This is a genomic window from Chromobacterium sp. CCUG 76385 (genome assembly GCF_059916625.1).
On the sequence record NZ_JAUCGU010000006.1, the window covers coordinates 88595 to 112822 of the forward strand.

Consider the following 24228-nt stretch of genomic DNA (forward strand, 5'->3'; position numbering starts at 1 on the left):
GGAATCGGACATTCTGGCATGGCCTGGGGGCTTTGGGGAGGGGAGTAGGGCGGAAGCCCGGCCTTGGCCGGGCGTTCCGCCCAAGTATTATCAGCAGTAGACGGCGGAACGCCCCGTTGGGGCTTCCGCCCTACGAATACAGCGCCCGCTCGATGAAGTTGCGCGGCACCTTGGGTTTGGGCACGCGGATATCGAACCAGCCGCGCACGTCGCCGTCCAGACCGATGCCGTGCATGAAGTTGTACAGCGCCTTGTTCAACGCGCGGCCCATCAACTCGTGGTCGGTGCCGGTGGGGTCGATGAAGCCGACGTCGTTCTTGGCGAAGTCGCCTTTCGGCAGCGGCACCAGCTTGACGCCGTACTCTTCCGGGTTCTGTCCCACCGGGGAATGCACGGTGCAGGCGAAGCGGTGGAAGAAGCCGGACTGGATGCAGCCGGTGTCGAACAGCTGGCGCACGTATTCCAGCGCGTCCACCGTGTCCTGCACCGTTTGCGTCGGAAAGCCGTACATCAGGTAGGCGTGCACCAGCACGCCGGCCTCGGCGAAACCATGGGTGACGCGCGCCACCTGCTCCACCGACACGCCCTTTTTCATCAGCTTGAGCAAGCGGTCCGACGCGACTTCCAGGCCGCCGGAGATGGCGATGCAGCCGGACTCGGCCAGCAGCTGGGCCAACTCCGGCGTGAAGGATTTTTCGAAACGGATATTGCCCCACCAGGAGATGGACACCTTGCGCCGCAGCAGCTCCTCGGCCAAAGCTTTCAGCATTTTGGGCGGCGCGGCTTCGTCGACGAAGTGGAAACCGGTCTGGCCGGTTTCGGCGATGATGGCCTCGATGCGGTCCACCAGCAGCTCGGCCGACGCGGTCTCGTAGCGCGAAATGTAATCCAGCGTCACGTCGCAGAAGCTGCACTTTTTCCAGTAGCAGCCGTGGGCGATGGTCAGCTTGTTCCAGCGGCCGTCGCTCCACAGCCGGTGCATCGGGTTCAGCATGTCCAGCAAGGACAGGTAGCGGTCTATCGGCAGGCCGTCCCAGGTCGGCGTGCCCACTTCGGAGAACGGCACGTCGGCTTCCTGCATATTGACGTAGCGCACCGCGCCGTCCTGGCGCAGAAAGGTGCGCGCCAGTCGGCTGACGCCGCGCTTGCCTTCGAGATGCTCCATCAGCGCCAGCAGCGGGCGCTCGCCGTCGTCCAGCGTCACGTAGTCGAAGTAGTCGAACACGCGCGGCTCAGCCAGCTCGCGCAGCTCGGTATTGACGTAGCCGCCGCCCAGGCAGATCTTGATGTCCGGCCGGTGGCGCTTGATGGTTTGGGCGATGCGGAAGGCCGCGTACACCGCGCCGGGAAACGGCACCGAGACCAGCACCAGTTGCGGCTGGTGCCGGTCCATCGCCTCCAGCGTCAGCGCGGCCAGGGTGTCGTCCACCCAGTTGGGCTCGGCCGCCAGCGCCTTGGCCAAAGGGTCGAAAGTCGGCTGCGACAGCGCCAGGGATTCGGCATAGCGGACAAACTCGAAGCGCGGGTCCACCGCCTCGCGCAGCACGTCGGCGATATCGTTCAGGTACAGCGTGGCCAAGTGGCGGGCGCGGTCCTGGGTGCCCAGCGCGCCGAAGGCCCAGGCCAGCGGGTCGCCGCCGTCCGGATCGTCCGGGTCCACATACACGTCAAGTGACGCGAAGCGCGGCCCTTCCGGCAGGTAGTTGCGGCCGGCGATGCGGTAGGACAGCGTGGCGTCGCGGCCCTGCAGGAAGCCGATCGCCGCATCTATCGTCGCGGCGTAGCGCTCGTAGGAGATGTCGAACTGCATCATGCAGTCCGTGCGCTGGCGCATAGGGATGCGCCGCACATGCTCGCGCAAGGTGGCCATGCCTTCCCTGGAGAACAGCTTCAACACCAGCGCCAGCGCCAGGTCCTCCTGGAACGCCGCCACGCCGCGCGAGCGCAGAAAGCCGGTGAGGTAGGCGGTGGACGGGTAGGGCGTGTTCAGCTGCGTCATCGGCGGAATGAGCGACAGCACGCGCAGGGAAGAAACAGGCATGGGGCGTGAAATCCGGGCGGTGGTTCAAAAAGCATAGCCGGGCTTGCGCCCGGCCATGAAGAATTGTCCCACAGCGGACGGTGCGAGACTAGGCGTGTTTGGCGCTGAACTGCTCGAAGGCGGCCAAAGCGTTGGCGGAATACATCAAGGACGGGCCGCCGCCCATGTATACGGCCATCGCCAGCGTCTCTTCCACTTCCTGCTTGGTGGCGCCCAGCTTCACCAGCGCCTGGGCGTGGAAGCCCAGGCAGCCATCGCAACGCGCGGCCACGCCCAGCGCCAGCGCGATCAGCTCCTTGGTTTTCTTGTCCAGCGCGCCGTCGCGCGTGGCGGCGCGGGCCAGATCGTTGAAACCCTGCATGACTTCGGGCGCGTCGGCGCGCAAGGTGGCCAGGTGCTTGGAGATGGTTTGGGTCAGCTCGGGATAGTTGACATCACCGCTCATGGTTTTTGCTCCGATTGGGATGGGGAAGAGGCGGCGCGGCAACTGGACCAGCCAAATGGCAAATAGGCCGGACAGAAGCGGAACAAGCCGGTTGCCAGCGGCGCCAGGCCCAGCCAACCCCAAGGGCCGATCACGCCGCTCGCCGCGCCGACAATCAACGCTGCGCCAACGGCAACGCGCAGCGCTCTATCCAAACCGCCCACATTGCTTTTCATATCTGCCTCCTGTTCCGATGCGCCATCGAGAAAGTTGATATCTTGATTTATATAATATCAATTGATATATTGAAGTCAAGCCACAATTCTACAAAGCCATCGTCATGGACACACCAGTTCTTGCCCTTTCCGACATGCGCCAAGCCGCCGGCCAGGCCTGCGCCCTGCTGCGCGCGCTGGCCAATGAAGACCGCCTGCTGCTGCTGTGCCAACTCAGCCAGGGAGAAAAATCAGTGGGCGAGCTGGAAGAGATGGTAGGCATCCGCCAGCCCAGCCTGTCGCAACAACTGGGCGTGCTGCGCAATGAGGGCCTGGTGGCCACCCGCCGCGACGGCAAGCGCATTTTCTATTCCGTGGCGGACGCCAACGCCCTGGCCGTGTTGTCCACGCTGTATCAGCTGTACTGCCCCAAGGAGTAGACATGATTCTGGACTGGAGCCATTTCACGCCATGGAGCGCCCTGGCCGGCGGCGCGCTGATCGGCCTGGCCGCCGCCTGGCTGGTTGTACTGAACGGCCGCGTGGCCGGCATCAGCGGCATCGTCGGCCATCTGCTCGCGCCCGGCGGCGACAAGGACTGGCGGCTGGCCTTTGTCGCCGGCCTGGTGCTGTCGCCGTGGCTGTACCGCGTGTTCGCCGCGCCGCCGGCCATCGTTCTGGACGACAAGCCCTGGCTGCTGATCACGGCCGGCTTGCTGGTAGGCTTCGGCGCCCGGCTGGGTTCCGGCTGCACCAGCGGCCACGGCGTGTGCGGGCTGGCCCGGCTGTCACCGCGCTCGCTGGCCGCCACGCTGGCCTTCATGGCGGCCGGCTTTGCCGCCGTCTGGCTAGTCCGTCATTTTGGGGGATAAAACATGAAGCGCATGATAAGCGCCGCGCTGGCGGGACTGATCTTCGGCATCGGCCTGATCGTGGCCGGCATGGCCAACCCGGCCAAGGTGCTGGCCTTCCTGGACATCACAGGCCGCTGGGATCCTTCGCTCGCGCTGGTGATGGCCGGCGCCATTGCCGTGGCGTTGCCAGCCTTTTCCTGGGCCAGGCGGCGCGATCGCTCGCTGCTGGGCGAGGCCATGCAGCTGCCGACGGCGCGCCGCGCGGATCGACGTCTGCTCATAGGCAGCCTGATCTTCGGCATGGGCTGGGGGCTGGCCGGCATCTGCCCCGGCCCGGCGCTGGTGCTGGCCGGCAGCGGCCTGGCCGATGGCCTGTTGTTTCTGCTGGCCATGCTGGCCGGCATGGCGCTTTACCGCGCTTGGGACGCGCGCGGCTGACGCGGCGGCGGCGGGCGGCTATACCTTCATCATCGCCCTGTCCGGAGCCGTGCATGAAAGCCCTCACCCTCGTTTTCGCCCTGAGCGCCGCGTCGGCGGCGCTGGCCGCGCCGCCAAAACTGGCGCAGCAACTATGCGCCGCCTGCCATGGCATGGACGGCAACGGCCCGCCGCCGACACCCAGGCTGGCTGGCCAGCAGGCCGATTACATCGCGCAACAGCTGGACTGGATGCGGCTGGGACAGCGCGATGACGGCGGCGCGCACAAAGCGGCGTGGGATCGATTGAAGAGCGATGCCGACATCCAGGCCATCGCCCGCTACTACGCTGCGCAAAAACCCGCTCCGCAGCCGGCCAAGCCGGCCGATCCGGCGCTGCTGGCCCGCGGCCGCAAGTTGTACACCGAGGGCAATCTGGCCGTGGGCGCGCCGCCTTGCTTCACCTGCCATGGCGAGCAGGGAGAAGGCGGCAGCGCCGCGCCGCGGCTGGCGGGCCAGCACGCCGCCTATCTGGCGCAAAGGATGAAGGTATCCGACATGCCGCAGCCGCCGGCGCGGATGGAGATGCAGGAAATCCTGAAAACGCTGAGCCAGGACGACGTCAAGGCGCTGCTGGCCTATATGGCCACGCTATAGACGGAAAAAAGAAAAGGCCACCCAGCGGCGGCCCCAAGTTTCGGAGAAAAACGGGCTCCGGCCTGCATGGGCCAAGAACATGCGGGCCATGCGGCCCGCCGTTTTCCGGGGGTGATTCTAACGCCGACCAACCCCAGCGGCAATCCTCAATCGCCCAGCGCCGCCAATAGCTCGGCCTGCTGTTCGGCGATCAGCGCGTCGGTCAGCTCCTGCAGATCGCCATCCATCACATAATCGAGCTTGTACAGCGTCAGATTGATGCGGTGGTCGGTGATGCGGCCTTGCGGATAATTGTAGGTGCGGATGCGCTCGGAACGGTCGCCGGAGCCGATCAGGCTCTTGCGCTCGGCCGCTTCCTTCTGGTTCTTCTCGCGCAGCTGGATGTCGTAGATGCGCGCCGCCAGCACCTGCATCGCGCTGGCCTTGTTGGCGTGCTGCGAACGGCCGTCCTGGCACTCGGCCACGATGCCGGTGGGCAAGTGGGTGATGCGCACCGCGGAGTCGGTCTTGTTGATATGCTGACCGCCGGCGCCGGAGGCGCGGAAGGTATCAATGCGCAGATCGGCCGGGTTCAGCACCACTTCGGCAATCTCGTCCGCCTCCGCCATCACCGCCACCGTGCAGGCGGAAGTGTGGATGCGGCCCTGAGTCTCCGTGGCCGGCACGCGCTGCACGCGGTGGCCGCCGGACTCGAACTTCAAGCGCGAATACGCTCCCTGGCCGATCAGCCGCACGATCACTTCCTTGTAGCCGCCCAGATCGGACTCGCTGGCGGAGACGATCTCCACCTGCCAGCGGTTGCGTTCGGCGTAGCGGGTATACATGCGCAGCAGGTCGGCCGCGAACAGCGCCGCCTCGTCGCCTCCGGTGCCGGCGCGGATTTCCAGGAAGATGTTCTTGTCGTCGTTGGGGTCCTTGGGCAGCAGCAGCTTCTGCAGCTCCAGGTCCAGCGCTTCCAGCTTGTCCTTGCCTTCGGCGATTTCCGCTTGCGCGAATTCTTTCATTTCCGGATCGGCCAGCATGTCTTCGGCGGCGGCGATATCGCCCTCGCACTGCCGATAGGCGGCGAAGGTTTCCACCACCGGCGTCAGCTCGGCGTGTTCGCGGGTGAGTTTCCGGAAGGCTTCCATGTCCTGGGTGGCCGTTTCGCTGGCCAACAGATGGGTCACCTCTTCCAGACGGTCGGCCAGCTGCGCGAGCCTGGCCGCAATAGACGCTTTCATTACGACTCCGGGTGTAAACGGTAAAGCCGCGCGATGGTTTGCACCTGCGCGTCATGCTCCGCGCCGCGGCCCGAGGACAAAGCCTGGGTCGGCGGGTGCATCAGTTTGTTGGTCAGCTGGACGGACAAGGCCTCCAGCACTTTTTCCGGCGCGTCGCCGCGCGCCAGTTGTTTCATCGCGCCTTCCAGCGCGTGGCGGCGGGTGCGCTCCGCCTCGTCGCGCAGGGCGCGGATAAGCGGCACAGTCTCCCGCTTCTTCAGCCAGTCATTGAACTCGGCCACCCGGCTCTGGATGATGGACTCGGCCTCGGCCGCAGCCTGCTGCCGCGCCTCCTTGCCCACCTCCACGATGCCGGCGATATCGTCCACGCTGAACAGGAACACATCGTCCAGCTTGTCCACCTCCAGCTCGATGTCGCGCGGCACGGCCAGGTCCAGCATGAACATGGGCCGGTGGCGGCGCGCCTTGATCGCCCGCTCCACCATGCCCTTGCCGATGATGGGCAGCTGGCTGGCGGTGGACGTCACCACCACGTCGTAGCGCGACAGCGATTCCGACAATTCGGCCAGGGTGATGGCGTTGCCGCCAAACTGCTCGGCCAGCCGCTGGCCGCGCTCCAGCGTGCGGTTGGCCACGGTGATACAGGACGGATTGCGCGCGGCGAAGTGCGTGGCCACCAGCTCTATCATTTCGCCGGCGCCGACGAACAGCACGTTCAGCTCGCTCACCGATGGGAAAATCTGCTCGGCCAGCTTGACCGCCGCCGCCGACATCGACACCGAACTGGCCCCCACCGCGGTGCTGGAACGCACCTCCTTGGCCACCGCGAACGTGCGCTGGAACAGGCCATTCAGCAGGGTGCCCAGCGTGCCGGCGCTTTCCGCGCTGCGCACCGCGTCCTTCAGCTGGCCCAAAATCTGCGTCTCGCCCAGCACCATGGAATCCAGCCCGGACGCCACGCGGAAAGCGTGCCGCGCCGCCTGCGCAGCCTCCAGCCGGTACAGATACGGCTCCACCTCGGCGCGGCTCAGCCCATGAAATTGGCACAGCCAATCCAGCGCGGCCTGCGGGTCCGGGCTCAGACAATAGATCTCGGTGCGGTTGCAGGTGGAGACGATAGCCGCTTCCCGCGCGGCCTGCGAGGCCACCAGGCTATCCAGGGCGTGCGGCAGGGTTTCCGCCGGGAATGCCAGCTTCTCCCGTATCGACAACGGCGCGGTGTGGTGGTTGAGTCCGAGGGCAAGCAGATGCATGGGCGAACAATGCCGCAGACGAAAACAGGACATTTTAGCCTAACTGGGTCGCGCCGTCCCGCGCTTGCCCTTGGTCTACCCTCTGCCAACGCTTGTCGTCGGCGAAAGATGACAAGAATGTTGCATCGTCGAGACACGAACCAAAAAATTCACGCACATCCCTGCTAACAAATAAACGCAAATAATTTCATAAGCTTAACAATTTTCACACAATTACACATAGTCCAACCGTGCAAATCATGCCGGGCGAATGCCTTGTCATCTCTTCCATTCAATGCCATTTTCATGGATCGCCAATTATGTTGCAGCCATGAGACTGCGACGATACGCACTGCGCCGACAGGCGCGGACGCCGTGATGACAAAGGAAGAGAAGAAATGAAGGTCAAGATTCTGGCCCAGGCTGTCGCCGCCATCGGCCTCTTGGGAAGCGGCTTCGCCCACGCCGCGGATGATGCGGGCAATCAACTGGAACGGGTGACGATTACCGGTTCCAATATCAAGCGCAGCATCAAGCAAGAAAAGGCGCTGCCAGTCACCATCCTGAAGACTGAAGACTTGGCCAAACAGGGCCTGACCACGGTTGAGCAGGTAGTCAACAGCATTGCCGCCAACCAATCCACCCAAGGTGCCTCGTCTGCTGTCGGGGCATCCAGCGGCGGCGGCTCCTTCGCAAGTCTGCGCGGCCTGGGCAACCAGTACACGTTGGTATTGCTGGATGGCCGCCGCATGGCGAATCAGGCCATCGACGGCACATCGGCCGATTTGAACGCTATTCCATTGTCGGTTATTGACCGAGTGGAGGTACTGCTGGACGGTGCCTCAGCCATTTATGGAACCGACGCCATCGGCGGTGTGATGAACTTCATCACAAAGAAAAGCATTAAGGGCTTCAGCATCGGCGGCAGCTTCGCCAACCCGCAACATGGGGGTGGCGACGAGAAACGGGTCAATGCGTCTTATGGCATGGGGGATCTAGCAAAGGATGGTTTCAATGTTTACGGCGCCATCGACTACTTGAAACAAGACATGATTATGGCGAGCCAACGCGGCTTCGCTAGCACCATCACGCCGCAAACCGACACTACGCCCAGCGCAAATGCCTGGCCGGGCAGCTATTACGACAGCGTGAAGAAGAAATATGTTCAACCGTCCGCGCCAAATTGCCGTCCGCCTTATTCTCAGTTTATCAATGGCCGCTGTCGGGAATACTTCCCGCTTTATCCAAGCATCGTGCCCGAGGTCGAGCAAATCTCCGGGGTTTTCAAGGCAACGAAGCGGATTAGCGACGATCATGAGCTGTCTCTGCAATATACCCGCACAGAGACCATCACCACCGCGCAAAACGCGCCGCTGCCGACCTCCGGCGATATCACTCGCGCCAACGCCACGGATCCGACGCAGCGGGACAATCTGTATGTACGCGCCGTGCCGCTGGGCAATCGCGAAACCGAGGCCAATTCCGTCACACAGCGCCTGATGCTGAACATGGAAGGCCTGATCGCCGGTTGGGACTACCGAGCCGGCATTGGCCGTTCCGAGAACCTGATCAAGGAAAACCTGACCTCCGGCTATGTCAGCAAGAGCAAGATGCAGGCGGCCGTCGACAGCAAGGCGCTGGACCCATTCGACCTGAGCGGCAACAATCTGGCCGCCTGGCGCGCCGTTGGTATGACCGGTCAAACCAAGGAAGCCAAGTCGACCATAGACATGGCCGACGCCAAGGTCAGCAAGGAAGTGTTCGACCTGCCGGCCGGCAAGCTGGGTGTGGCCCTGGGCGCGGAAGTCCGCCGCGAAAGCCTGAGCACCCTCTACAACAAGGCGGTGACCCGCGATGCGCTCAGCACCGGGCAGGATAAAACCGAAGACTCCACAGGAAGTCGTTCAGCCTATGCGTTCTACGGCGAAGCCGATATTCCGGTATTGAAAACCCTTGATGTTCAATTGGCTGCCCGTTACGACCACTACAGCGATACCGAAAGCTCGTTAAATCCCAAGGTAGCCTTCAAGTTCCAGCCGGACCCTAAGGTGATGTTCCGCGGATCGGCGAGCACCGGCTTCCGCGCCCCGTCTCTGTACAATATCTATCGGCCGAACCAGCTTCAGCTCACCGGCAAACCCTTCAAAGACACGGGAGCTTGCGTAAACGGGACGCCGTTGCCGGGCACCAATGGAGATGCCTGCACCGAAATGCAACGCAACAAACGCATCGCCGGGAACAAGAATCTGCTGCCGGAAAAGTCTTCTTCGCTGTCGTTCGGCATGGTGATCGAGCCTACTAAGGACTTCACCGCCAGCGCCGACTTGTGGTGGACGATGATCAAGGACCAAATCAGCATTTTGGATGAGTCGCTGATCATCAAGAACCCAGCTCTCTATGCAGATCGCTACGTTCGCGACACGCATGGCAATTTATCCTACATCATCGATGACTATTCAAACCTAGGTAATCTGAGCGCCTCCGGCGTCGATCTACGCCTGAGTTGGACCCTGCCCAAAACATCGTTTGGCGTATTCACCGCCGGCCTGGATGGTACCTATCTGGCAAAATATGAGTATCAGCGTGAGAAAAATGGCAATTACTTCAGCAATCTGGGTACCTTCAACGATGGTGGCCCCACCTTCCGTTGGCAGCACAATCTGACTTTGAATTGGATATACGGTCCCTGGAGCGCGATTCTGTCCCAGAACTACAAGTCTGGTTATACCGATGAGAATCCGAAAGGTGAAAATCATCTGGTTAAACCTTATTCCACCTGGAATATGTCTGCTTCGTATGCCTGGAACAAGCAGTTCACCTTAACCGCAGGGATCAAGAACCTCTTTGATCAGGAACCGCCATTTTCCAATCAACAGACCCGCACCACCCAGATGAACTACGACCCACGTCTGGCTGATCCGACTGGTCGCAGTTTCTTCCTGAAGGGCGCGTACAAGATGTAAGCCTGCTTCATCTATCGATGAAAGACAAAACGGACGACCCGCAGGTTGTCCGTTTTTCATGGCACCGCGGCGTTTACTCCCTCCTCATATCCACATGCAGTATCCCGCCATCGTCATACGGCTCGGACACCGATTGGAATCCAAACGATTCGTATAAGCCGCTGGCATCGCACTGCGCCGACAGCATGATGGACTGGCCGGCAAAGTGGATTTTGCACTGCGCCACCGCCTGCGCCATCAGCGCCTTGCCCAGCCCCCTGCCGCGCGCTTCCGGCGCCACCACCACCCGGCCGATGGCCACCGCGTCCGGGTATTTCTCGCCCGGCGCGATCAGCCGCGCGTAAGCCACCAGATTGCCGGCCTCATCGCGGCCGGACAGGTGCAGGCAGTGGGTGTCCACGCCGTCCACATCGCCGTAGATGGACTGCTGCTCCACCACGAACACCTGATCCCGCAATTGCAGCACTTGATAAAGCGCCAGCGGGGTAAAACCGTCAAAACCGTGGCAATGCCACGCTATCCTGTTTGCCATAGTAGAATCCCTCCCATTCCTGACACAGCCGTCTGCGATGCTATAGCATGCATGCAGGCGCCGTGCCCCAATCCAGATCAAGACGATAGCATTTAATATATGAGCGACCACGACCTCTTCGACCCGCCGGCGCCGGCCGGCGACCTCACGCCGCCGCCTCCGGCCGCGCCGGACGCCATCAGCGGCGACTGGATTCCGCTGGACCTGTACGCGGAGCGCGCCTATCTGGAATACGCGATGAGCGTGGTCAAGGGCCGGGCGCTGCCGGAAGTGGCGGACGGCCAGAAGCCGGTGCAGCGCCGCATCCTGTACGCGATGCGCGACATGGGCCTGGCCCATGGCGCCAAGCCGGTGAAATCGGCCCGCGTGGTCGGTGAAATCCTGGGTAAATACCACCCGCACGGCGACAGCTCGGCCTACGAGGCGCTGGTGCGCATGGCGCAGGACTTCACGCTGCGCTACCCGCTGATCGACGGCCAAGGCAACTTCGGCAGCCGCGACGGCGACGGCGCGGCCGCCATGCGTTACACCGAGGCGCGGCTGACGCCGATTGCCGAACTGCTGCTGTCTGAAATCGACATGGGCACGGTGGATTTCGTTCCCAACTACGATGGCGCCTTCGATGAGCCGTCGCTGCTGCCGGCCCGCCTACCCATGGTGCTGCTCAACGGCGCGTCCGGCATCGCCGTGGGCCTGGCCACGGAAATCCCGCCGCACAATCTGACCGAAGTGGCCGGCGCCTGCGTGGCGCTGCTGGACAATCCGGCGCTGGAAACCGCCGATCTGATGCAATACATCCCCGGCCCGGACTTCCCCGGCGGCGGCCAGATCATCACCCCGGCGGCCGACATCCAGTCCGCCTACGAAACCGGCCGCGGCAGCGTGCGCGTGCGCGCCAAATGGGAAATCGACAAGCTGGCGCGCGGCCAGTGGCGCGCCATCGTCACCGAACTGCCCCCCGGCTCTTCTGCGCAAAAGGTGCTGGCGGAGATCGAGGAAGCCACCAACCCCAAGCTCAAGGCCGGCAAGAAGCAGCTGTCGCAAGACCAGCAAAACCTGAAGAAGCTGATGCTGGACCTGCTGGACCGCGTGCGCGACGAGTCCGACAGCGAAAACCCGGTGCGTCTGGTGTTCGAACCCAAATCCAGCCGCCAGGACCCGGACGAGTTCATGAACATCCTGCTGGCGCAGACCAGCCTGGAAGGCAACGCCTCGCTGAACCTGGTGATGATAGGCCTAGACGGCCGACCGGCGCAGAAAGGCTTGAAGTCCATCCTGACCGAGTGGATAGACTTCCGCCGCGCCACCGTCACCCGCCGCCTGGCGCACCGCCTGTCCCAGGTGGACAAGCGCATCCACATCCTGGAAGGCCGGATGATCGCCTTCATCCATATCGATGAAGTGATCCGCGTCATCCGCGAATCGGACGAGCCCAAGCCGGACCTGATCAAGGCCTTCGGCCTGACCGAAGTCCAGGCCGAAGACATCCTGGAAATCCGTCTGCGCCAATTGGCGCGGCTGGAAGGCTTCAAACTGGAGAAGGAGCTGTCCGATCTGCGCGAGGAGCGCGAAGGCCTGCGCCACATCCTGGACACGCCGGACGCGCTGACCAAGCTCATCCGCGACGAAATCCAGGCCGACGCCGCCAAGTACGGCGACAAGCGCCGCAGCGAGATCAAGGCAGCCGAGCGCGCGGTGCTGACGCAAACCACCGCCGACGAGCCGGTGACGCTGATCCTGTCGCAAAAAGGCTGGATCCGCGCCCGCGTCGGCCACAATCTGGAGCTGGAAACGCTGAGCTTCAAGGACGGCGACGCGCTGGCAGCCGTGGTGGAAACCCGCACCGTGTGGTCCGCCATCGTGCTGGACCATAACGGCCGCGCCTACACCATAGACCCGGCCACGGTGCCGACCGGCCGCGGCGATGGCGTGCCGGTGGCCTCGCTGGTGGACCTGCAGGACGGCGCCAAACCGGCGCAGCTGATCTCAGGCCGCGATGCCGACCGCTTTGTCGTGGCCGGCAGCGGCGGCTACGGCTTCATCGCCAAGATCAGCGACATGGCCGGCCGGGTCAAAGCCGGCAAGGCTTTCATCACCCTGGACGCCGGCGAAACCGTGCTGGCGCCGGTGCCGCTGCCGGCCGCGCCGCTGGAAACGCTGCAACTGGTGGCCGCCAGCGACAGCGGCCGCCTGCTGGCCTTCCCGGCGACAGAGCTGAAGGAACTGGCCAAGGGCCGCGGCCTGATGCTGCTGGCGCTGGACGACGGCGCGCGCATGACCGCCATCGGCCTGGTGGCCGGCGACAAGGCGCTGCTGTCCACCACTTCCGTCCGCGGCAAGGTGGCGGATGAAAAGCTGGCGCTGGAAGAGTTTGTCGGCAAGCGCGCCAAGAAGGGCAAGCTGATGCCGAAGAAATGGCTGATCAGCGCCATCCGCGAGCTGCCGATGTGATGAAACTGACAGCCCAGCCGCAAGCCCTGTCGCCGCGCGCCGCCCTGTTGTTCGTCAACGGCTTCCGCGCGCTGCTGCTGCTGGTGCTGTTCTCGCTGTCGCTGATCAACGGCGACAGCGGTCACGCGCTGATCGAGGGCGGACCGCATTTCTACCTGTGGAGCAGCGTCTACCTGCTGCTGATCGGCATCTGGTATCTGCTGCGCGAAGGCAGCCTGGGCGACACCCTGCAACTGACGCTGGCCATCGCCGCCGACATCGCCATGATGGTGTGGCTGATGGCGATGAACGACGGCGTGCGCGGCGGCTTCGGCCTCTTGCTGCTGCCGTATCTAGCCGCCGCCGGCCTGCTGTCCACCGGCCGCTACGCGCTGTTCTACGCCTCCATCGCCACGCTGATGCTGCTGAGCTACGCCGGTTTCGAGAGGCTGCTGGGCAATGCCAGCCAGGCGGACCTGTCGTTCAGCGCGCTGCTGTCCGCCGCCGGCTTCATCACCGCCATCGCCACCTGGCAGCTGGGCCGGCTGGCCCGGGCCTCGGAAGCGCTGGCGGCGCAGCGTGGCGGCGAAATCGCCAACCTCAACCACCTGAACGAACTGATCCTGCAAAGCCAGCGCGACGCGGTGGCGGTGCTGGACGAGGCGGGCCATCTGCACCAGTTCAACCGGCAGGCGGAACGCTATTTCAGCCAGCTGCAACGCGGCCAGTTGATGCCTGAGCTGTTGCCGCTGGTGCAGCGCTGGCGGGACAACGGCTACCCGGCGCTGTCCACCTTTGTTCAGCACAATGTGCGCGGCCGCCAGCTGGTGGGCCGGCTGGTGCCGGTGCCGGTGCCGGATGGCCAGCTGCGCGGCGTGGTGCTGTTCATGCGCGACATGGCGGACATGGCGGAGGAAGCCAAGCGCGTCAAACTGGCCGCGCTGGGCCGCCTCACCGCCAACATCGCCCACGAAATCCGCAACCCGCTGTCGGCCATCAGCCACGCCGGCGACTTGCTGGCGGAAGACGAAACCGACCCGGCGCGGCAACGGCTGCTGCGCATCGTCCAGGACAACGCCCGCCGCATCAACGGCATGGTGGAGGACGTGCTGACGCTGGGCCGGCGCGACCGCGTCAAGACCGAAACCATCGATCTGCCATCGTTCATCGCCCAGTTGCTGGAGCAATTTGCGCTGGTGCAGCCGCAAGCGGCCGGCGCCATCGCCTGCCAGCTGCCAGATCCTTGCAAACTGGCATTCGACCGCGGCCACCTGGCCCAGGTGCTGAGCAACTTGCTGGCCAATGCCTGGCGCCACGGCAGCCAGGCCCGCGGCTCGGTGCGGCTGGAAGCCGGCACGGCGGAACACCACCTGATCCTGCGCGTGATCGACGACGGCCCCGGCGTGCCGGAGGCCGAGCAATCCCGCCTGTTCGAACCCTTTTTCACCACGGAAAGCACCGGCAGCGGCCTGGGGCTGTACATCGCGCGCGAACTGGCCGAGGCCAACGACGCGCGTCTGGAGTACACCCCGCCCGGCGGCGTGTTCCGGCTGATCTGTCGCCTAGCCCATGACTAAGACACCCTTGCGCGTATTGATCGTCGACGACGAACCGGACATCCGCGAACTGCTGGAGCTGACCCTGCTGAAAATGGGCCTGACGCCGGTCTGCGCCGGCAGCGTGGCTCAGGCCAAAACGGCGCTGGCGGCCGGCCGCTTCGACCTGGCGCTGACCGATATGCGGCTGCCGGACGGCGAAGGCCTGGAGGTGGTGCGCCATATCGGCGAAGCCGGGCTGGACCTGCCGGTGGCCGTGATCACCGCCTATGGCAGCGCCGACAACGCGGTGCAGGCGATGAAGGCCGGCGCCTTCGACTATCTGCAAAAACCGGTCAGCCTGGCCCAGCTGCGCAGCCTGATCAAATCGGCGCTGAAAGTGGACGCGCCATCGAACAAGCCGGCTCAGCAACAGCGGCTGCTGGGCGAATCGCCGGCCATTCAGGACGTATTGCGGCTGGTGGACAAGCTGTCGCGCAGCCAGGCCGCGGTGTATATCAGCGGCGAATCCGGCACCGGCAAAGAACAGGCGGCGCGGCTGATCCATGAGCAAGGCCCGCGCGCCGGCAGGCCCTTCGTCGCCGTCAACTGCGGCGCCATTCCGGAAAACCTGATGGAAAGCGAATTCTTCGGCTACCGCAAGGGCGCTTTCACTGGAGCGGATGCCGACCGCGACGGCTTTTTCCAGCAGGCGCAGGGCGGCACCCTGTTCCTGGACGAGGTGGCGGACCTGCCGCTGGCCATGCAGGTGAAGCTATTGCGCGCCATCCAGGAGAAAACCGTGCGCAAGCTGGGCAGCGCGCAAGAGGAGATGGTGGACGTGCGCATCATCTGCGCCACCCATCAGGACTTGGCTGCCAAAGTGGAAGACGGCGGCTTCCGCCAGGACTTGTACTACCGCCTGAATGTGCTGCCGCTGCGCATGCCGCCGCTGCGCGAGCTGCGCGAAGACATTCCGCTGTTCGCCGAACGGCTGCTGCAGCGCTTCGCCGGCCATGGCTCCGCGCCCCAACTCTCCGCCGACGCGCGTCAGGCGCTACAGGACTACGCCTACCCCGGCAACTTCCGCGAGCTGGAAAACATCCTGGAACGCGCCGTGGCCCTGGCCGCCGCGCCCATGCTGTCGCGCGAAGACCTGCAGCTGACCCCCTGCGCCGAATACAGCCCGGAACCGGGCAGCGACGAGCCGCTGCAAGACTACCTGGACCGCGTGGAGCGCGAAGCCATCGCCAAGGCGCTGGAAGCCACCCGCTACAACCGCACCCAGGCCGCCAAGCGGCTGGGGGTGACGTTTCGGTCTTTGCGATACCGGATGGAGCGGCTGGGGGTGAAGTAAACCCCGTGTAAATCAGTTCCTCAGCCGACTTGCGCCTACGTAAAAGCACGCGCACACAACAGAAGCCACTTATAGCCTTCAACGCTAGACAAGCGATATGCCACGATGCTTGTGCAACATCTTTAGCAAATAGCATACCTTTTGTTCCGCCAGCGGATCATCCATTGCCTCCACCAACTGATTCACATCGACCATTTTTTGATTGTTGATTCGATCAACAATCTGTTCTAATCCTTGGAAATTGCGCAAAGTAACCTTTGTTCCCCGGACAAACAGATCAAAATGGCCTAACTCCTCAGCTTCCCTGCAGACTATTTTATAGGGTAAGTCAGCATACACTCGGTCTCCCCGTTTGATGTCGACATCCTTGGACCTTGGAATTGGACGGTTCCGGAACCCGGCATTACTGAATAAGGAATAGCGAAAATCTTTATAGATGCTACCAAGCAAAGACTTGATTCCAACATCCCCGCCACCAGGCAGATCAAACAATGATAGAATCGGCTCCACCGTGCTGATATCATCAACAGGTTTTTTATCTGGCTTCAACATTACTCGAGAGTTTTTCAAATAATTTGACCTGAATCGTTCGAGTAATTGATTGGCAAAATCATAGTCACAGCGATTGAAAAACCAGCAAGCAATCCCAATTGACAATTCATTTTGCATGCCGAGATGATATTTATTTTCCGGCATGAAATAGAACTCACCCTCACCAAAAGTATGCTTAGTCGCATGGGGCAGATGCTTTTCAATATTCATATTATTGAAGCGATTCTCTTCCGGCCCAGTCTTATAGTCATCATCTTCCCAAACATACATGGTCTTGGGACCCGGCCCAAGATGGAAGTGCAAAACGCTCTTACCAGCAAAATCACGATGAATCCCAAGCGGGGTCATATCGTAGTTTCCAACAAAGATCGTATACAGAATCCCCTCTGTCGGCATACCTATTTCCCTCAAAATAGGCTCCAACATTAATGCAGTAGCCTGCGATAACTCCTCGCTGAACTTCTCCCCTCGATTTAAAATAACCCCGAATTTTTTCTCCCCAAATGCCCGGCTTACCCACTCCTCGGCATCTTCATCAGGCCTAGGGTGAAGTGAGAAATGATCCTCAAGGTCCAATACCTGCTCACCGTCAATCCACAACCGGTATCCATATTTTTCCTTATGAACACACCCCACCTCGGCTAATATGTCCAAGATATACCGTCGTAAAATTCGCGTCTGCTCCCGACTGAGAGATGTCGGGAGTATAGCCGGTATCGTCATGTTCTTGGTTTTCGTCAAAAACCCATCCCACCACTCATTATTGAATTGATTCTGAAGTTGCTCTAAATCAATTCCTACAGCAGGATTATTAATTACGACTCGCTCCATTACACTTCACTCCCCATGAGTTCATTTTGATTAGCCAGATGGCTAACATTCACTACTTTCACAATACCATGGTATACATGCAGCTCAGACAAGAAATGCAAGCCAACCTTCTCGCTCCACTCCGGGTCTAACAGCTTCAACAAATAACTAACTTTATGCTCACGCCCATCATTCAGCGCCTTGATCAACTCAAGCAAGCATGCATGATATTTAATCTCGAATTTATGCCCTCGCACATAAACCATCACTTTCTCCATGCCATCTATTCTACGCGTCAGAATACGGTATGGACTTTCAATTTTGACAACATCCAGAGGAGAGAATACTTCTCGAGTTTTATTTGCAAAAGGAGGATTCCGATACCCAGCATTGCTGAAAATCCCCAGCCGCCAATCCTGATATGCCTTTTTAATCAATTCTTGAAGCGTCAAGTTTTTATATTCTTGTGGCAATTCGCAGGCTGGAAAAATATCATCTATATGGCTATCATCTTGAAGAGGGCGGAGATCATGATCAATAGCATCTTTACCTGACAGGTTGATCTGCTTGTGCACATGATTCAATAGCTCTTGGGTAAACCTTCCATTTGTGTGGGTATACTGCCACACCGTTATGGCAATGGAGAGTTCTTTTTGAGCCCCAATATGGAATGTGCCTTCCGGCATGAAAAATAAGTCACCAGACTGTATATGGTAGCTCTGCGCATAAGGCTCTAAATCATTAAAATTCCCCTTGCGCAGCCCTCCCTCCGTTGTCAACTTACCGTATTCATCCTTATCCCACACATACATGATTTTTTCACCAGGCCCAACATGTAAGTGCAAGACATTTTCACCGCGATAATCTTGGTGTATCCCAAGCGGGGTCTTGTCGTAATTTCCGACAAAGATTGAAAATTGAATCCCATCGCGAGGAAGTCCAATTTTGTCAAACAAGGGCTTCATCAAAACAGCAACGTCTTTTGAAAATTTCTGATCAAACTTTTCCCCGGAGTTTATTATTACCCCAAACTTCTTATCATTAAATACTCGCTCGCACCATTGAACAACACACTCTCCATCTAGCGGTGGATTATCATAGATATCCTCTATCTCGGATGAGCCTAGTTGGTGGCCCTCCAGATAGACTCGAAAACCATATTGAGAAGAGCGTAGTTTAGCAATGGCAGAAATAATGTTTGCAACAGCGTGCCGGTATGAAACTATTTTCTCTGCATCTAGAGGCTTACAAAAAACCGCTGGAACGCTAAGTTTTTTAGTAACATGAATGAATTCATCCCACCATTCATTGCTAAAGACAATCGGCTGATTTTCCATTTGCATCCCTGAGATTATCACCAACACCATAAAACCCGAACACGCCTAAATACTTTTAGTCGCTACTAAAAACATGAAAGGGCCTAACTTCTGAATAGATGTTAGGCCCCTCCAAGCAAATCATGCGCAGAGCATTTCCCTACGCAATCATTGGTCCAACCTTATTCAGCAACGATACTTGCATGAATATGAGTGCTGCCAGAATCTACGTGAACAGCGCCACCAGAAACAGAAACTTCTTCCAACGGAGACAGAACCGAAATGCCCAGAACATCAGCGATTTCTTGGTCTTGTGCGAATTGTTGAGCTTGCTTTTCGTTTTGCATTTTATTTCTCCTTGACTTGATGTGATATGACCAAAATAAATGGTCGCTACTCTATTTGCACTAAATTGAAGTGCATATCACTCCAGACTGCATTACCCACATGGAGCAGCGCCGAAGATGACATTGTCATGATATGACTTTGACATTTGATTGTCAATGGCAAAACTTATTATTTATTATAAAATAGCAATTAAATTGCTGTTAAAAGCCATAATGAACATTATTACTGTTTGACATTATGCCTCAATAGCACAAAAGCACTTTATTAAATTCTACTCCACAGCACTTTTTCAATGCTGATTCAAAAATAATATCTTTTTAATACAATGACTTACAATGCACCTCAAAGCGGATACGGCTTCGTATAACTATCTTCCTTGAAAAAAATGTTGCCAGGATAGAGAATAATCCCAATGACATGCAAATTAAGACTACCATGCAATCTCTGTTCCGCCCTCAAGCCTTATCCCACGCGACCGTTAGCCAATATGGGAATATTATTTTATTGCGGTCAACTATTCTTGCCTGGCTAACCGCAACGTTTTGCTTACTCTCCATTTCCATTATTCTTCTCTTTTCTTTCGCGAGTTACACTAGAAAAGAGCAAGTTAATGGCGTTCTGATGCCACTCCAAGGGTTGATTCGGCTTCAGTCACTACAACCTGGCATCGTAATCGCGGTAAAAGCAAAAGAAGGACAACAGGTACATACAGGCGATGTACTGTTTGTTCTGTCGAATGAGCGGGTCAGTGCAACACGCGGTGATACTGCTAGCACAATCAGCGCCCTGCTGCAGGCGAGACGTGACAGCCTGCAAAATGAAACGGGACTGCTGCATCATCAAATGGAGCAGAAAATCAATGCTCAGCAACGCAGACTGAAAGATCTCGGCAGCGAAATCCAGCGTATCGATGAGCAAGTGATGCTGCAAAAAGGCCGCATCAAACTGGCGGAGCAGGCTGTTGAGCGAAATGACAAGTTGCTATCATCGCACTTTATTTCTGCGGCGGCCTTGCAAGACAAGCAAGCGGAGCTGATAGACCAGCAAGCCAAGCTTGCCGACCTTCAGCGCGCCAAGGCATCGACAGAAAACGACCGCGATACTGCGGCGCAAGATTTGAATGATTTGCGCTTCCAGATACGTCGCGACGAGGCTGCCGCCCAGCGCAATGTCGACGCGGCCGAACAAGACCTCACCGAAAACGAAGCTAAACGCACGACGCTGATCCGCGCCCCGCAGGCCGGCATCGTCAGCGGCATCGCCACGCAGACAGGGCAAACCGTATCGAGCGGCATGTCCTTGGCTAATCTGTCTCCTATCGGCTCACCGCTCGAAGCCGAACTATATGCGCCTTCACGCGCCGCGGGTTTCGCCAAACCAGGCCAAATCGTGCAAATCCGCTATCAAGCCTACCCTTTTCAGAAGTTCGGCCAGTTTCAAGGTGTGATCCGGGAGGTGTCGCATAGCCCCATGACCAAGGATGAGCTACCCATGGGCAGCAATGCGACTGAGCCGCTCTATCGAATACGCGTCCGGCTGCAAAACCAATCGGTGAAAACCTATGGCCAGCAACAACCCCTAAAAGCCGGTATGGCACTGGATGCAAGCATACTGCTAGAGCAGCGCAAGCTGTATGAGTGGGTGTTGGAGCCTCTGTTCAGCATCAGCGGAAAGGTTTGATATGGCCCTACAGCACCCAGTGCTCCAATTTTTCAGCCGACGCCGTCTCCCCCTACTGCTGCAAACTGAAGCGGCAGAATGCGGACTGGCCTGTCTTGCCATGATCGCCAGCTATTGGGGACACCATATCGATCTGACCAATATGCGTCGCCGCTTCGCCGTTTCGCGCAAGGGCACGACGCTGAAAAGCCTGATCGGCATGGCTCAGGGTTTGGGCCTACAAACCCGGCCATTGAAGCTCGACATGCCATTCTTGCCACAGTTGAAGCTGCCCTGCGTGCTGCACTGGGATATGAATCACTTCGTGGTGTTGAAGCGCGTCACCGCCAAGCACCTTATCATTCATGATCCAGCCGTCGGTGAAAGAAAACTGTCGCTGGAAGAAACCGCCAAACACTTCACCGGCGTCGCGCTGGAGTTGGCTCCGGGGCACGAGTTCACGCCGATGGAGGAAAGACAGCACGTGAGTTTGCTCGCGCTGATGGGCCGAGTCGACGGCTTGGGGCGTGGCGTGACGCAGCTGCTATTGCTAGGGCTGGCGCTGCAGGTATGCGTGTTGGCGGCACCCTTCTATCTGCAATGGGTGGTGGATGAGGCCTTGCTGGCAGCGGATCGCAATTTGATCACGGTGCTCGGCATCGGCTTCCTGCTACTGGTGCTGCTGCAATCCGCGATTGAAGCCGTCCGATCTTGGGCCACCACAGCCCTGGCCACTAGTCTCAATTTCCAATGGTTTGGCAACGCCTTCGCCCATTTGATGAAGTTGCCGCTCGCCTGGTTCGAGAAACGTCATCTAGGCGATATTGTCTCTCGCTTCGGCGCGATCCAAACCATACAACGCAGCCTGACCACCCAATTTGTCGGGGGCTCGATCGATGGCTTGCTGGCGCTCGCTACGCTTGGCGTCATGCTGCTCTATAACGCCAAGTTGTCGGTCATCAGCCTAATTGCCGTTTCCTTGTACGCCATGCTTCGCTGGTCCATTTTCAGAGGCCTGCGCGAGGCCACGGCGGAGCAGATCATGCATGCCGCACGGCAAAACACCCATTTCATCGAGTCGGCGCGTGGCGCGCAAAGCATTCGACTATTTGGCCGCCAGGAATCCCGCCGCATTTTGTGGATGAACATGCTGGCCGATCAGTTCAACGCCGACTTGACCATTGCCCGATTAACTATCTCTTTTCAAACCGTCAACTCCATACTATTCAACGCGGAACGCGTCATTGTGGTGTGGCTGGCCGCATTGGCTGTACTAGACCACCAGTTTTCCGTCGGAATGCTGATCGCCTTTCTGAGCTACAAAGACCAATTCAGCCAGCGCATCTCCTCCCTCATCGACAAGCTGTTCGAGCTCCGCATGCTGCGTCTGCATGGCGAACGGCTGGCCGATATTTTGATGGCGACGCCAGAGCCCGAATACAGTGATGTGGAAGTCGACCCGGAACAGTTACAGCCGGCGATAGAAATACGCAATGTCTCCTTCCGCTACTCCGACGGCGAGCCCTATGTACTGCAAAACCTCAATTTGATCGTGCCTGCCGGCCAATGCCTGGCCATCACCGGGGCCTCTGGTTGCGGCAAAACTACCTTGCTTAAATTAATGCTGGGCCTGCTGGAGCCCAGTGAAGGGGAGGTGCTGATCGGCGGCATCCCGCTGAAACAGCTTGGCCTAGCCAATTACCGCCAGCTGCTGGGCACGGTGATGCAGGAGGATCAGCTATTCGCCGGTTCCATCGGCGACAATATCTGCTTCTTCGATCCCCAACCTGATGTACGCCGCATTTATCAATGCGCCAAGTTGGCCGCCATCCACGACGAAATCATCACCATGCCTATGGCCTACAACACGCTGTGCGGCGACATCGGCTCCGGCCTGTCCGGCGGCCAGAAGCAGCGCATCCTGCTGGCGCGCGCGCTGTACAAGCAGCCCAAGCTGCTGGTGCTGGACGAAGCCACCAGCCATCTGGATGTGTGGAACGAAAAAATGGTGAACGCCGCGGTGCGCGACATCGCCATGACGCGGCTCCTGGTAGCGCATCGTCCGGAGACCATCGCGATGGCTGAGCGAATAGTTGTGCTGGAGCAGGGGAAAATAGTTCAAGATGCCCTCAACACTGCAATCGTTGCGGACGCTGGGCAGAATAAGCAAGAGTACCCGCTGAACGCCTCAGCTGACTGAGTTATTGGCGCCCTCCCGCCACTTGGCGGTGACTGTTCACAAAAACAGATCATGGGAAGAAATTGAGAGAGTAAACCCCGCGTAAAACCACTCACGCCAGCCATCAGCAACGGTATGCTTGGGTCGGTTTGTATCCAATCGACATTGATGATGACACCTCTTCGCCACTTGTGCTGGGGCGACAGCGCCGCCGGCAACCTGAAGCAACGCAACCGGCTGCTTGGCCTGTCCCAGCCGGTCACCGCCATGATGGAAGACTTCCGCATTGGGGAGCTGGCCGATGCCGATGCGGCCAAGCCGCGCCAGCGCATGGCTTGGCTCAAGCGCCTATGGGCCGCGCAGTGGTGGTATGAAGCGGAAGAGTACGAAACGCCGCTGCTGCAGCACCAGGCGGAGTGTCACGGCCAGTTGCTGGAGGCGCTGCAAGCGCCGGCGCCGCTGGTCATCTGGATAGGCAACAACGCGCACGACCTGCTAATGCTAGCCATGGCCGCCAGCGTGGCCGCGCCCGCCACGCCGCTGCTGGTAGCGGACATCACCGGCCAGGTGGCTTTCCAGCACGAGGGGCTTTACGCGGTGGCGATGTGCCCGCCGGAAGCCTTGCTGGATCTGAAGCCGGCGGAGCTGGACGCCGCCGCGCGCGCGGATTTGGCGGCGCAATGGGCGTACTGGCGAACACGCGAGGCCGGCTGGCGCGAAACCGCCGCAGACGGCGGCATCGTCCAATACCCGCTGGACCATCTGGACCCGCTGTTGCTGGCCAGGCTCTCCCGCACGCCTCAATCGGCCAGCCGCGTAGTGGGGGAGGTCATGGGCACGCATCCCGGCATGGTGCCGGACAATTTCCTGTTCTGGCGGCTGGACGCGCTGCGCCAGGCCGGGCTGGTGGTCTTTACCCTGGTTGACGGCCTCAAGCCGCAAGCGCCCCTCGTCGCCCTGGCTTAATCTGGGCATTCCACGGCAAAGGCCGGCATACAACGGCGGAACGCCCGGCTTAGCCGGGCTTCCGCCCTACGGGTCGATGCAAAGGCGGGACAAGACCACGCCAAGTCAGGTAGGGCGGATGCCCTGACGGAGCGATCCGCCGCGCTCCGCCATGGTCAGCAGCGGCGGAACGCCCGGCTTGGCCGGGCTTCCGCCCTACGGGTCGATGCAAAAGCGCGAGAAGATCACTCCGAGTTCGGTAGGGCGGATGCCCCGACGGGGCGATCCGCCGCGCCCCACCATGCTCAACAGCGGCGGAACGCCCGGCTTAGCCGGGCTTCCGCCCTACGGGTCGATGCAAAAACGGGAGAAGATCATGCCGAGTTCGGTAGGGCGGATGCCCTGACGGAGCGATCCGCCGCGCCCCGCCATGGTCAACAACGGCGGAACGCCCGGCTTAGCCGGGCTTCCGCCCTACGGGTCTATGCAAAGGCGGGAGAAAATCACGCCGAGTTTGGTAGGGCGGATGCCCCGACGGGGC

General features: G+C 60.0%; 20 protein-coding genes. 11 read left to right on the forward strand and 9 right to left on the reverse strand.

Translation table 11 applies throughout. The features are described from left to right. Nucleotides 1–130: 130 nt before the first annotated feature. The 3 genes from QUG01_RS06525 to QUG01_RS06535 form a co-directional block, all read right to left on the reverse strand. Nucleotides 131–2041, reverse strand: a complete 1911-nt coding sequence (locus QUG01_RS06525) for a B12-binding domain-containing radical SAM protein (RefSeq protein ID WP_500829418.1) — start codon at nucleotides 2039–2041, stop codon at nucleotides 131–133. Nucleotides 2042–2129: 88 nt separating this feature from the next. After that, nucleotides 2130–2486 (reverse strand): carboxymuconolactone decarboxylase family protein, encoded by a 357-nt coding sequence (locus QUG01_RS06530; protein WP_043628203.1) that lies wholly within the window; start codon nucleotides 2484–2486, stop codon nucleotides 2130–2132. Further along, a complete protein-coding gene (locus tag QUG01_RS06535) occupies nucleotides 2483–2701 on the reverse strand; it encodes a YgaP family membrane protein (protein WP_500829419.1) in 219 nt (72 codons plus the stop codon). Before QUG01_RS06535 ends, QUG01_RS06530 begins: the two co-directional genes overlap by 4 nt. A 104-nt stretch (nucleotides 2702–2805) precedes the next feature. Between QUG01_RS06535 and QUG01_RS06540 the strand changes: the two genes are divergently transcribed. From QUG01_RS06540 to QUG01_RS06555, 4 genes are read left to right on the forward strand one after another with little or no spacing between them, the layout of a single operon-like run. Further along, nucleotides 2806–3120: a metalloregulator ArsR/SmtB family transcription factor gene (locus QUG01_RS06540; RefSeq protein ID WP_500829420.1), complete on the forward strand. Its 315-nt coding sequence runs from the start codon at nucleotides 2806–2808 to the stop codon at nucleotides 3118–3120. Between the two features lie 2 nt (nucleotides 3121–3122). Then, a complete protein-coding gene (locus QUG01_RS06545; protein WP_500829421.1) occupies nucleotides 3123–3551 on the forward strand; it encodes a YeeE/YedE family protein in 429 nt (142 codons plus the stop codon). A gap of 3 nt (nucleotides 3552–3554) precedes the next feature. Continuing rightward, nucleotides 3555–3971 carry a DUF6691 family protein gene (locus QUG01_RS06550; protein WP_500829422.1) on the forward strand — a complete coding sequence of 139 codons (417 nt, stop codon included), beginning with the start codon at nucleotides 3555–3557 and terminating at the stop codon, nucleotides 3969–3971. A gap of 53 nt (nucleotides 3972–4024) precedes the next feature. Continuing rightward, nucleotides 4025–4606 (forward strand): cytochrome c4, encoded by a 582-nt coding sequence (locus QUG01_RS06555; protein WP_500829423.1) that lies wholly within the window; start codon nucleotides 4025–4027, stop codon nucleotides 4604–4606. 146 nt (nucleotides 4607–4752) lie between these two features. On the opposite strand, the gene prfA is transcribed toward QUG01_RS06555, so the two are convergent. Both prfA and hemA read right to left on the reverse strand, forming a co-directional pair. Continuing rightward, a complete protein-coding gene (gene prfA, locus QUG01_RS06560; protein ID WP_500829424.1) occupies nucleotides 4753–5829 on the reverse strand; it encodes a peptide chain release factor 1 in 1077 nt (358 codons plus the stop codon). After that, nucleotides 5829–7082 carry a glutamyl-tRNA reductase gene (gene hemA, locus QUG01_RS06565; protein WP_500829425.1) on the reverse strand — a complete coding sequence of 418 codons (1254 nt, stop codon included), beginning with the start codon at nucleotides 7080–7082 and terminating at the stop codon, nucleotides 5829–5831. The genes prfA and hemA overlap by 1 nt, the downstream gene beginning before the upstream one ends. A gap of 377 nt (nucleotides 7083–7459) precedes the next feature. Between hemA and QUG01_RS06570 the strand changes: the two genes are divergently transcribed. Then, nucleotides 7460–10024: a TonB-dependent receptor gene (locus QUG01_RS06570; protein ID WP_500829426.1), complete on the forward strand. Its 2565-nt coding sequence runs from the start codon at nucleotides 7460–7462 to the stop codon at nucleotides 10022–10024. Between the two features lie 73 nt (nucleotides 10025–10097). Here QUG01_RS06570 and QUG01_RS06575 read toward each other — a convergent pair whose 3' ends face one another. After that, nucleotides 10098–10556, reverse strand: coding sequence for a GNAT family N-acetyltransferase (locus tag QUG01_RS06575; RefSeq protein ID WP_500829427.1), 459 nt, complete (start codon nucleotides 10554–10556; stop codon nucleotides 10098–10100). A 99-nt stretch (nucleotides 10557–10655) separates the two neighbouring features. Between QUG01_RS06575 and parC the strand changes: the two genes are divergently transcribed. From parC to QUG01_RS06590, 3 genes are read left to right on the forward strand one after another with little or no spacing between them, the layout of a single operon-like run. Further along, the gene (gene parC / locus QUG01_RS06580) at nucleotides 10656–13007 is read left to right on the forward strand and encodes a DNA topoisomerase IV subunit A (RefSeq protein ID WP_500829428.1); all 2352 of its coding nucleotides are present in this window, start codon (nucleotides 10656–10658) and stop codon (nucleotides 13005–13007) included. Continuing rightward, nucleotides 13007–14563 carry a two-component system sensor histidine kinase NtrB gene (locus QUG01_RS06585; protein ID WP_500829429.1) on the forward strand — a complete coding sequence of 519 codons (1557 nt, stop codon included), beginning with the start codon at nucleotides 13007–13009 and terminating at the stop codon, nucleotides 14561–14563. Before parC ends, QUG01_RS06585 begins: the two co-directional genes overlap by 1 nt. After that, nucleotides 14556–15878: a sigma-54-dependent transcriptional regulator gene (locus QUG01_RS06590; RefSeq protein WP_500829430.1), complete on the forward strand. Its 1323-nt coding sequence runs from the start codon at nucleotides 14556–14558 to the stop codon at nucleotides 15876–15878. Before QUG01_RS06585 ends, QUG01_RS06590 begins: the two co-directional genes overlap by 8 nt. Nucleotides 15879–15962: 84 nt before the next feature. Here QUG01_RS06590 and QUG01_RS06595 read toward each other — a convergent pair whose 3' ends face one another. From QUG01_RS06595 to QUG01_RS06605, 3 genes are all read right to left on the reverse strand, one after another. Then, entirely contained in the window at nucleotides 15963–17261 is a 1299-nt protein-coding gene (locus QUG01_RS06595; protein WP_500829431.1) for a hypothetical protein, read from the reverse strand. Then, nucleotides 17261–18577 carry a hypothetical protein gene (locus tag QUG01_RS06600; RefSeq protein ID WP_500829432.1) on the reverse strand — a complete coding sequence of 439 codons (1317 nt, stop codon included), beginning with the start codon at nucleotides 18575–18577 and terminating at the stop codon, nucleotides 17261–17263. Before QUG01_RS06600 ends, QUG01_RS06595 begins: the two co-directional genes overlap by 1 nt. 161 nt (nucleotides 18578–18738) lie before the next feature. After that, nucleotides 18739–18903 (reverse strand): hypothetical protein, encoded by a 165-nt coding sequence (locus QUG01_RS06605; protein WP_500829433.1) that lies wholly within the window; start codon nucleotides 18901–18903, stop codon nucleotides 18739–18741. Nucleotides 18904–19339: 436 nt separating this feature from the next. Here QUG01_RS06605 and QUG01_RS06610 point away from each other — a divergent pair, with 436 nt between their 5' ends. The 3 genes from QUG01_RS06610 (at nucleotide 19340) to QUG01_RS06620 (ending at nucleotide 23708) form a co-directional block, all read left to right on the forward strand. After that, nucleotides 19340–20584, forward strand: coding sequence for an HlyD family secretion protein (locus QUG01_RS06610; protein WP_500829434.1), 1245 nt, complete (start codon nucleotides 19340–19342; stop codon nucleotides 20582–20584). Nucleotide 20585: 1 nt separating this feature from the next. Then, nucleotides 20586–22763 (forward strand): peptidase domain-containing ABC transporter, encoded by a 2178-nt coding sequence (locus tag QUG01_RS06615; RefSeq protein WP_500829435.1) that lies wholly within the window; start codon nucleotides 20586–20588, stop codon nucleotides 22761–22763. A gap of 147 nt (nucleotides 22764–22910) precedes the next feature. Beyond that, the gene (locus QUG01_RS06620; protein ID WP_500829436.1) at nucleotides 22911–23708 is read left to right on the forward strand and encodes a DUF1835 domain-containing protein; all 798 of its coding nucleotides are present in this window, start codon (nucleotides 22911–22913) and stop codon (nucleotides 23706–23708) included. The last annotated feature ends 520 nt before the right edge of the window (nucleotides 23709–24228 follow it).

Coding starts and splice junctions, on each gene's coding strand:
- QUG01_RS06570 (WP_500829426.1), top strand. CDS start 7,460: ATGAAGGTCAAGATTCTGGCCCAGGCTGTCGCCGCCATCGGCCTCTTG.
- QUG01_RS06585 (WP_500829429.1), top strand. CDS start 13,007: ATGAAACTGACAGCCCAGCCGCAAGCCCTGTCGCCGCGCGCCGCCCTG.
- QUG01_RS06550 (WP_500829422.1), top strand. CDS start 3,555: ATGAAGCGCATGATAAGCGCCGCGCTGGCGGGACTGATCTTCGGCATC.
- QUG01_RS06535 (WP_500829419.1), bottom strand. CDS start 2,701: ATGAAAAGCAATGTGGGCGGTTTGGATAGAGCGCTGCGCGTTGCCGTT.
- hemA (WP_500829425.1), bottom strand. CDS start 7,082: ATGCATCTGCTTGCCCTCGGACTCAACCACCACACCGCGCCGTTGTCG.
- QUG01_RS06620 (WP_500829436.1), top strand. CDS start 22,911: ATGATGACACCTCTTCGCCACTTGTGCTGGGGCGACAGCGCCGCCGGC.
- QUG01_RS06610 (WP_500829434.1), top strand. CDS start 19,340: ATGCAATCTCTGTTCCGCCCTCAAGCCTTATCCCACGCGACCGTTAGC.
- QUG01_RS06545 (WP_500829421.1), top strand. CDS start 3,123: ATGATTCTGGACTGGAGCCATTTCACGCCATGGAGCGCCCTGGCCGGC.
- QUG01_RS06530 (WP_043628203.1), bottom strand. CDS start 2,486: ATGAGCGGTGATGTCAACTATCCCGAGCTGACCCAAACCATCTCCAAG.
- parC (WP_500829428.1), top strand. CDS start 10,656: ATGAGCGACCACGACCTCTTCGACCCGCCGGCGCCGGCCGGCGACCTC.
- QUG01_RS06590 (WP_500829430.1), top strand. CDS start 14,556: ATGACTAAGACACCCTTGCGCGTATTGATCGTCGACGACGAACCGGAC.
- QUG01_RS06595 (WP_500829431.1), bottom strand. CDS start 17,261: ATGGAGCGAGTCGTAATTAATAATCCTGCTGTAGGAATTGATTTAGAG.
- QUG01_RS06605 (WP_500829433.1), bottom strand. CDS start 18,903: ATGCAAAACGAAAAGCAAGCTCAACAATTCGCACAAGACCAAGAAATC.
- prfA (WP_500829424.1), bottom strand. CDS start 5,829: ATGAAAGCGTCTATTGCGGCCAGGCTCGCGCAGCTGGCCGACCGTCTG.
- QUG01_RS06555 (WP_500829423.1), top strand. CDS start 4,025: ATGAAAGCCCTCACCCTCGTTTTCGCCCTGAGCGCCGCGTCGGCGGCG.
- QUG01_RS06615 (WP_500829435.1), top strand. CDS start 20,586: ATGGCCCTACAGCACCCAGTGCTCCAATTTTTCAGCCGACGCCGTCTC.
- QUG01_RS06540 (WP_500829420.1), top strand. CDS start 2,806: ATGGACACACCAGTTCTTGCCCTTTCCGACATGCGCCAAGCCGCCGGC.
- QUG01_RS06525 (WP_500829418.1), bottom strand. CDS start 2,041: ATGCCTGTTTCTTCCCTGCGCGTGCTGTCGCTCATTCCGCCGATGACG.
- QUG01_RS06575 (WP_500829427.1), bottom strand. CDS start 10,556: ATGGCAAACAGGATAGCGTGGCATTGCCACGGTTTTGACGGTTTTACC.
- QUG01_RS06600 (WP_500829432.1), bottom strand. CDS start 18,577: ATGGAAAATCAGCCGATTGTCTTTAGCAATGAATGGTGGGATGAATTC.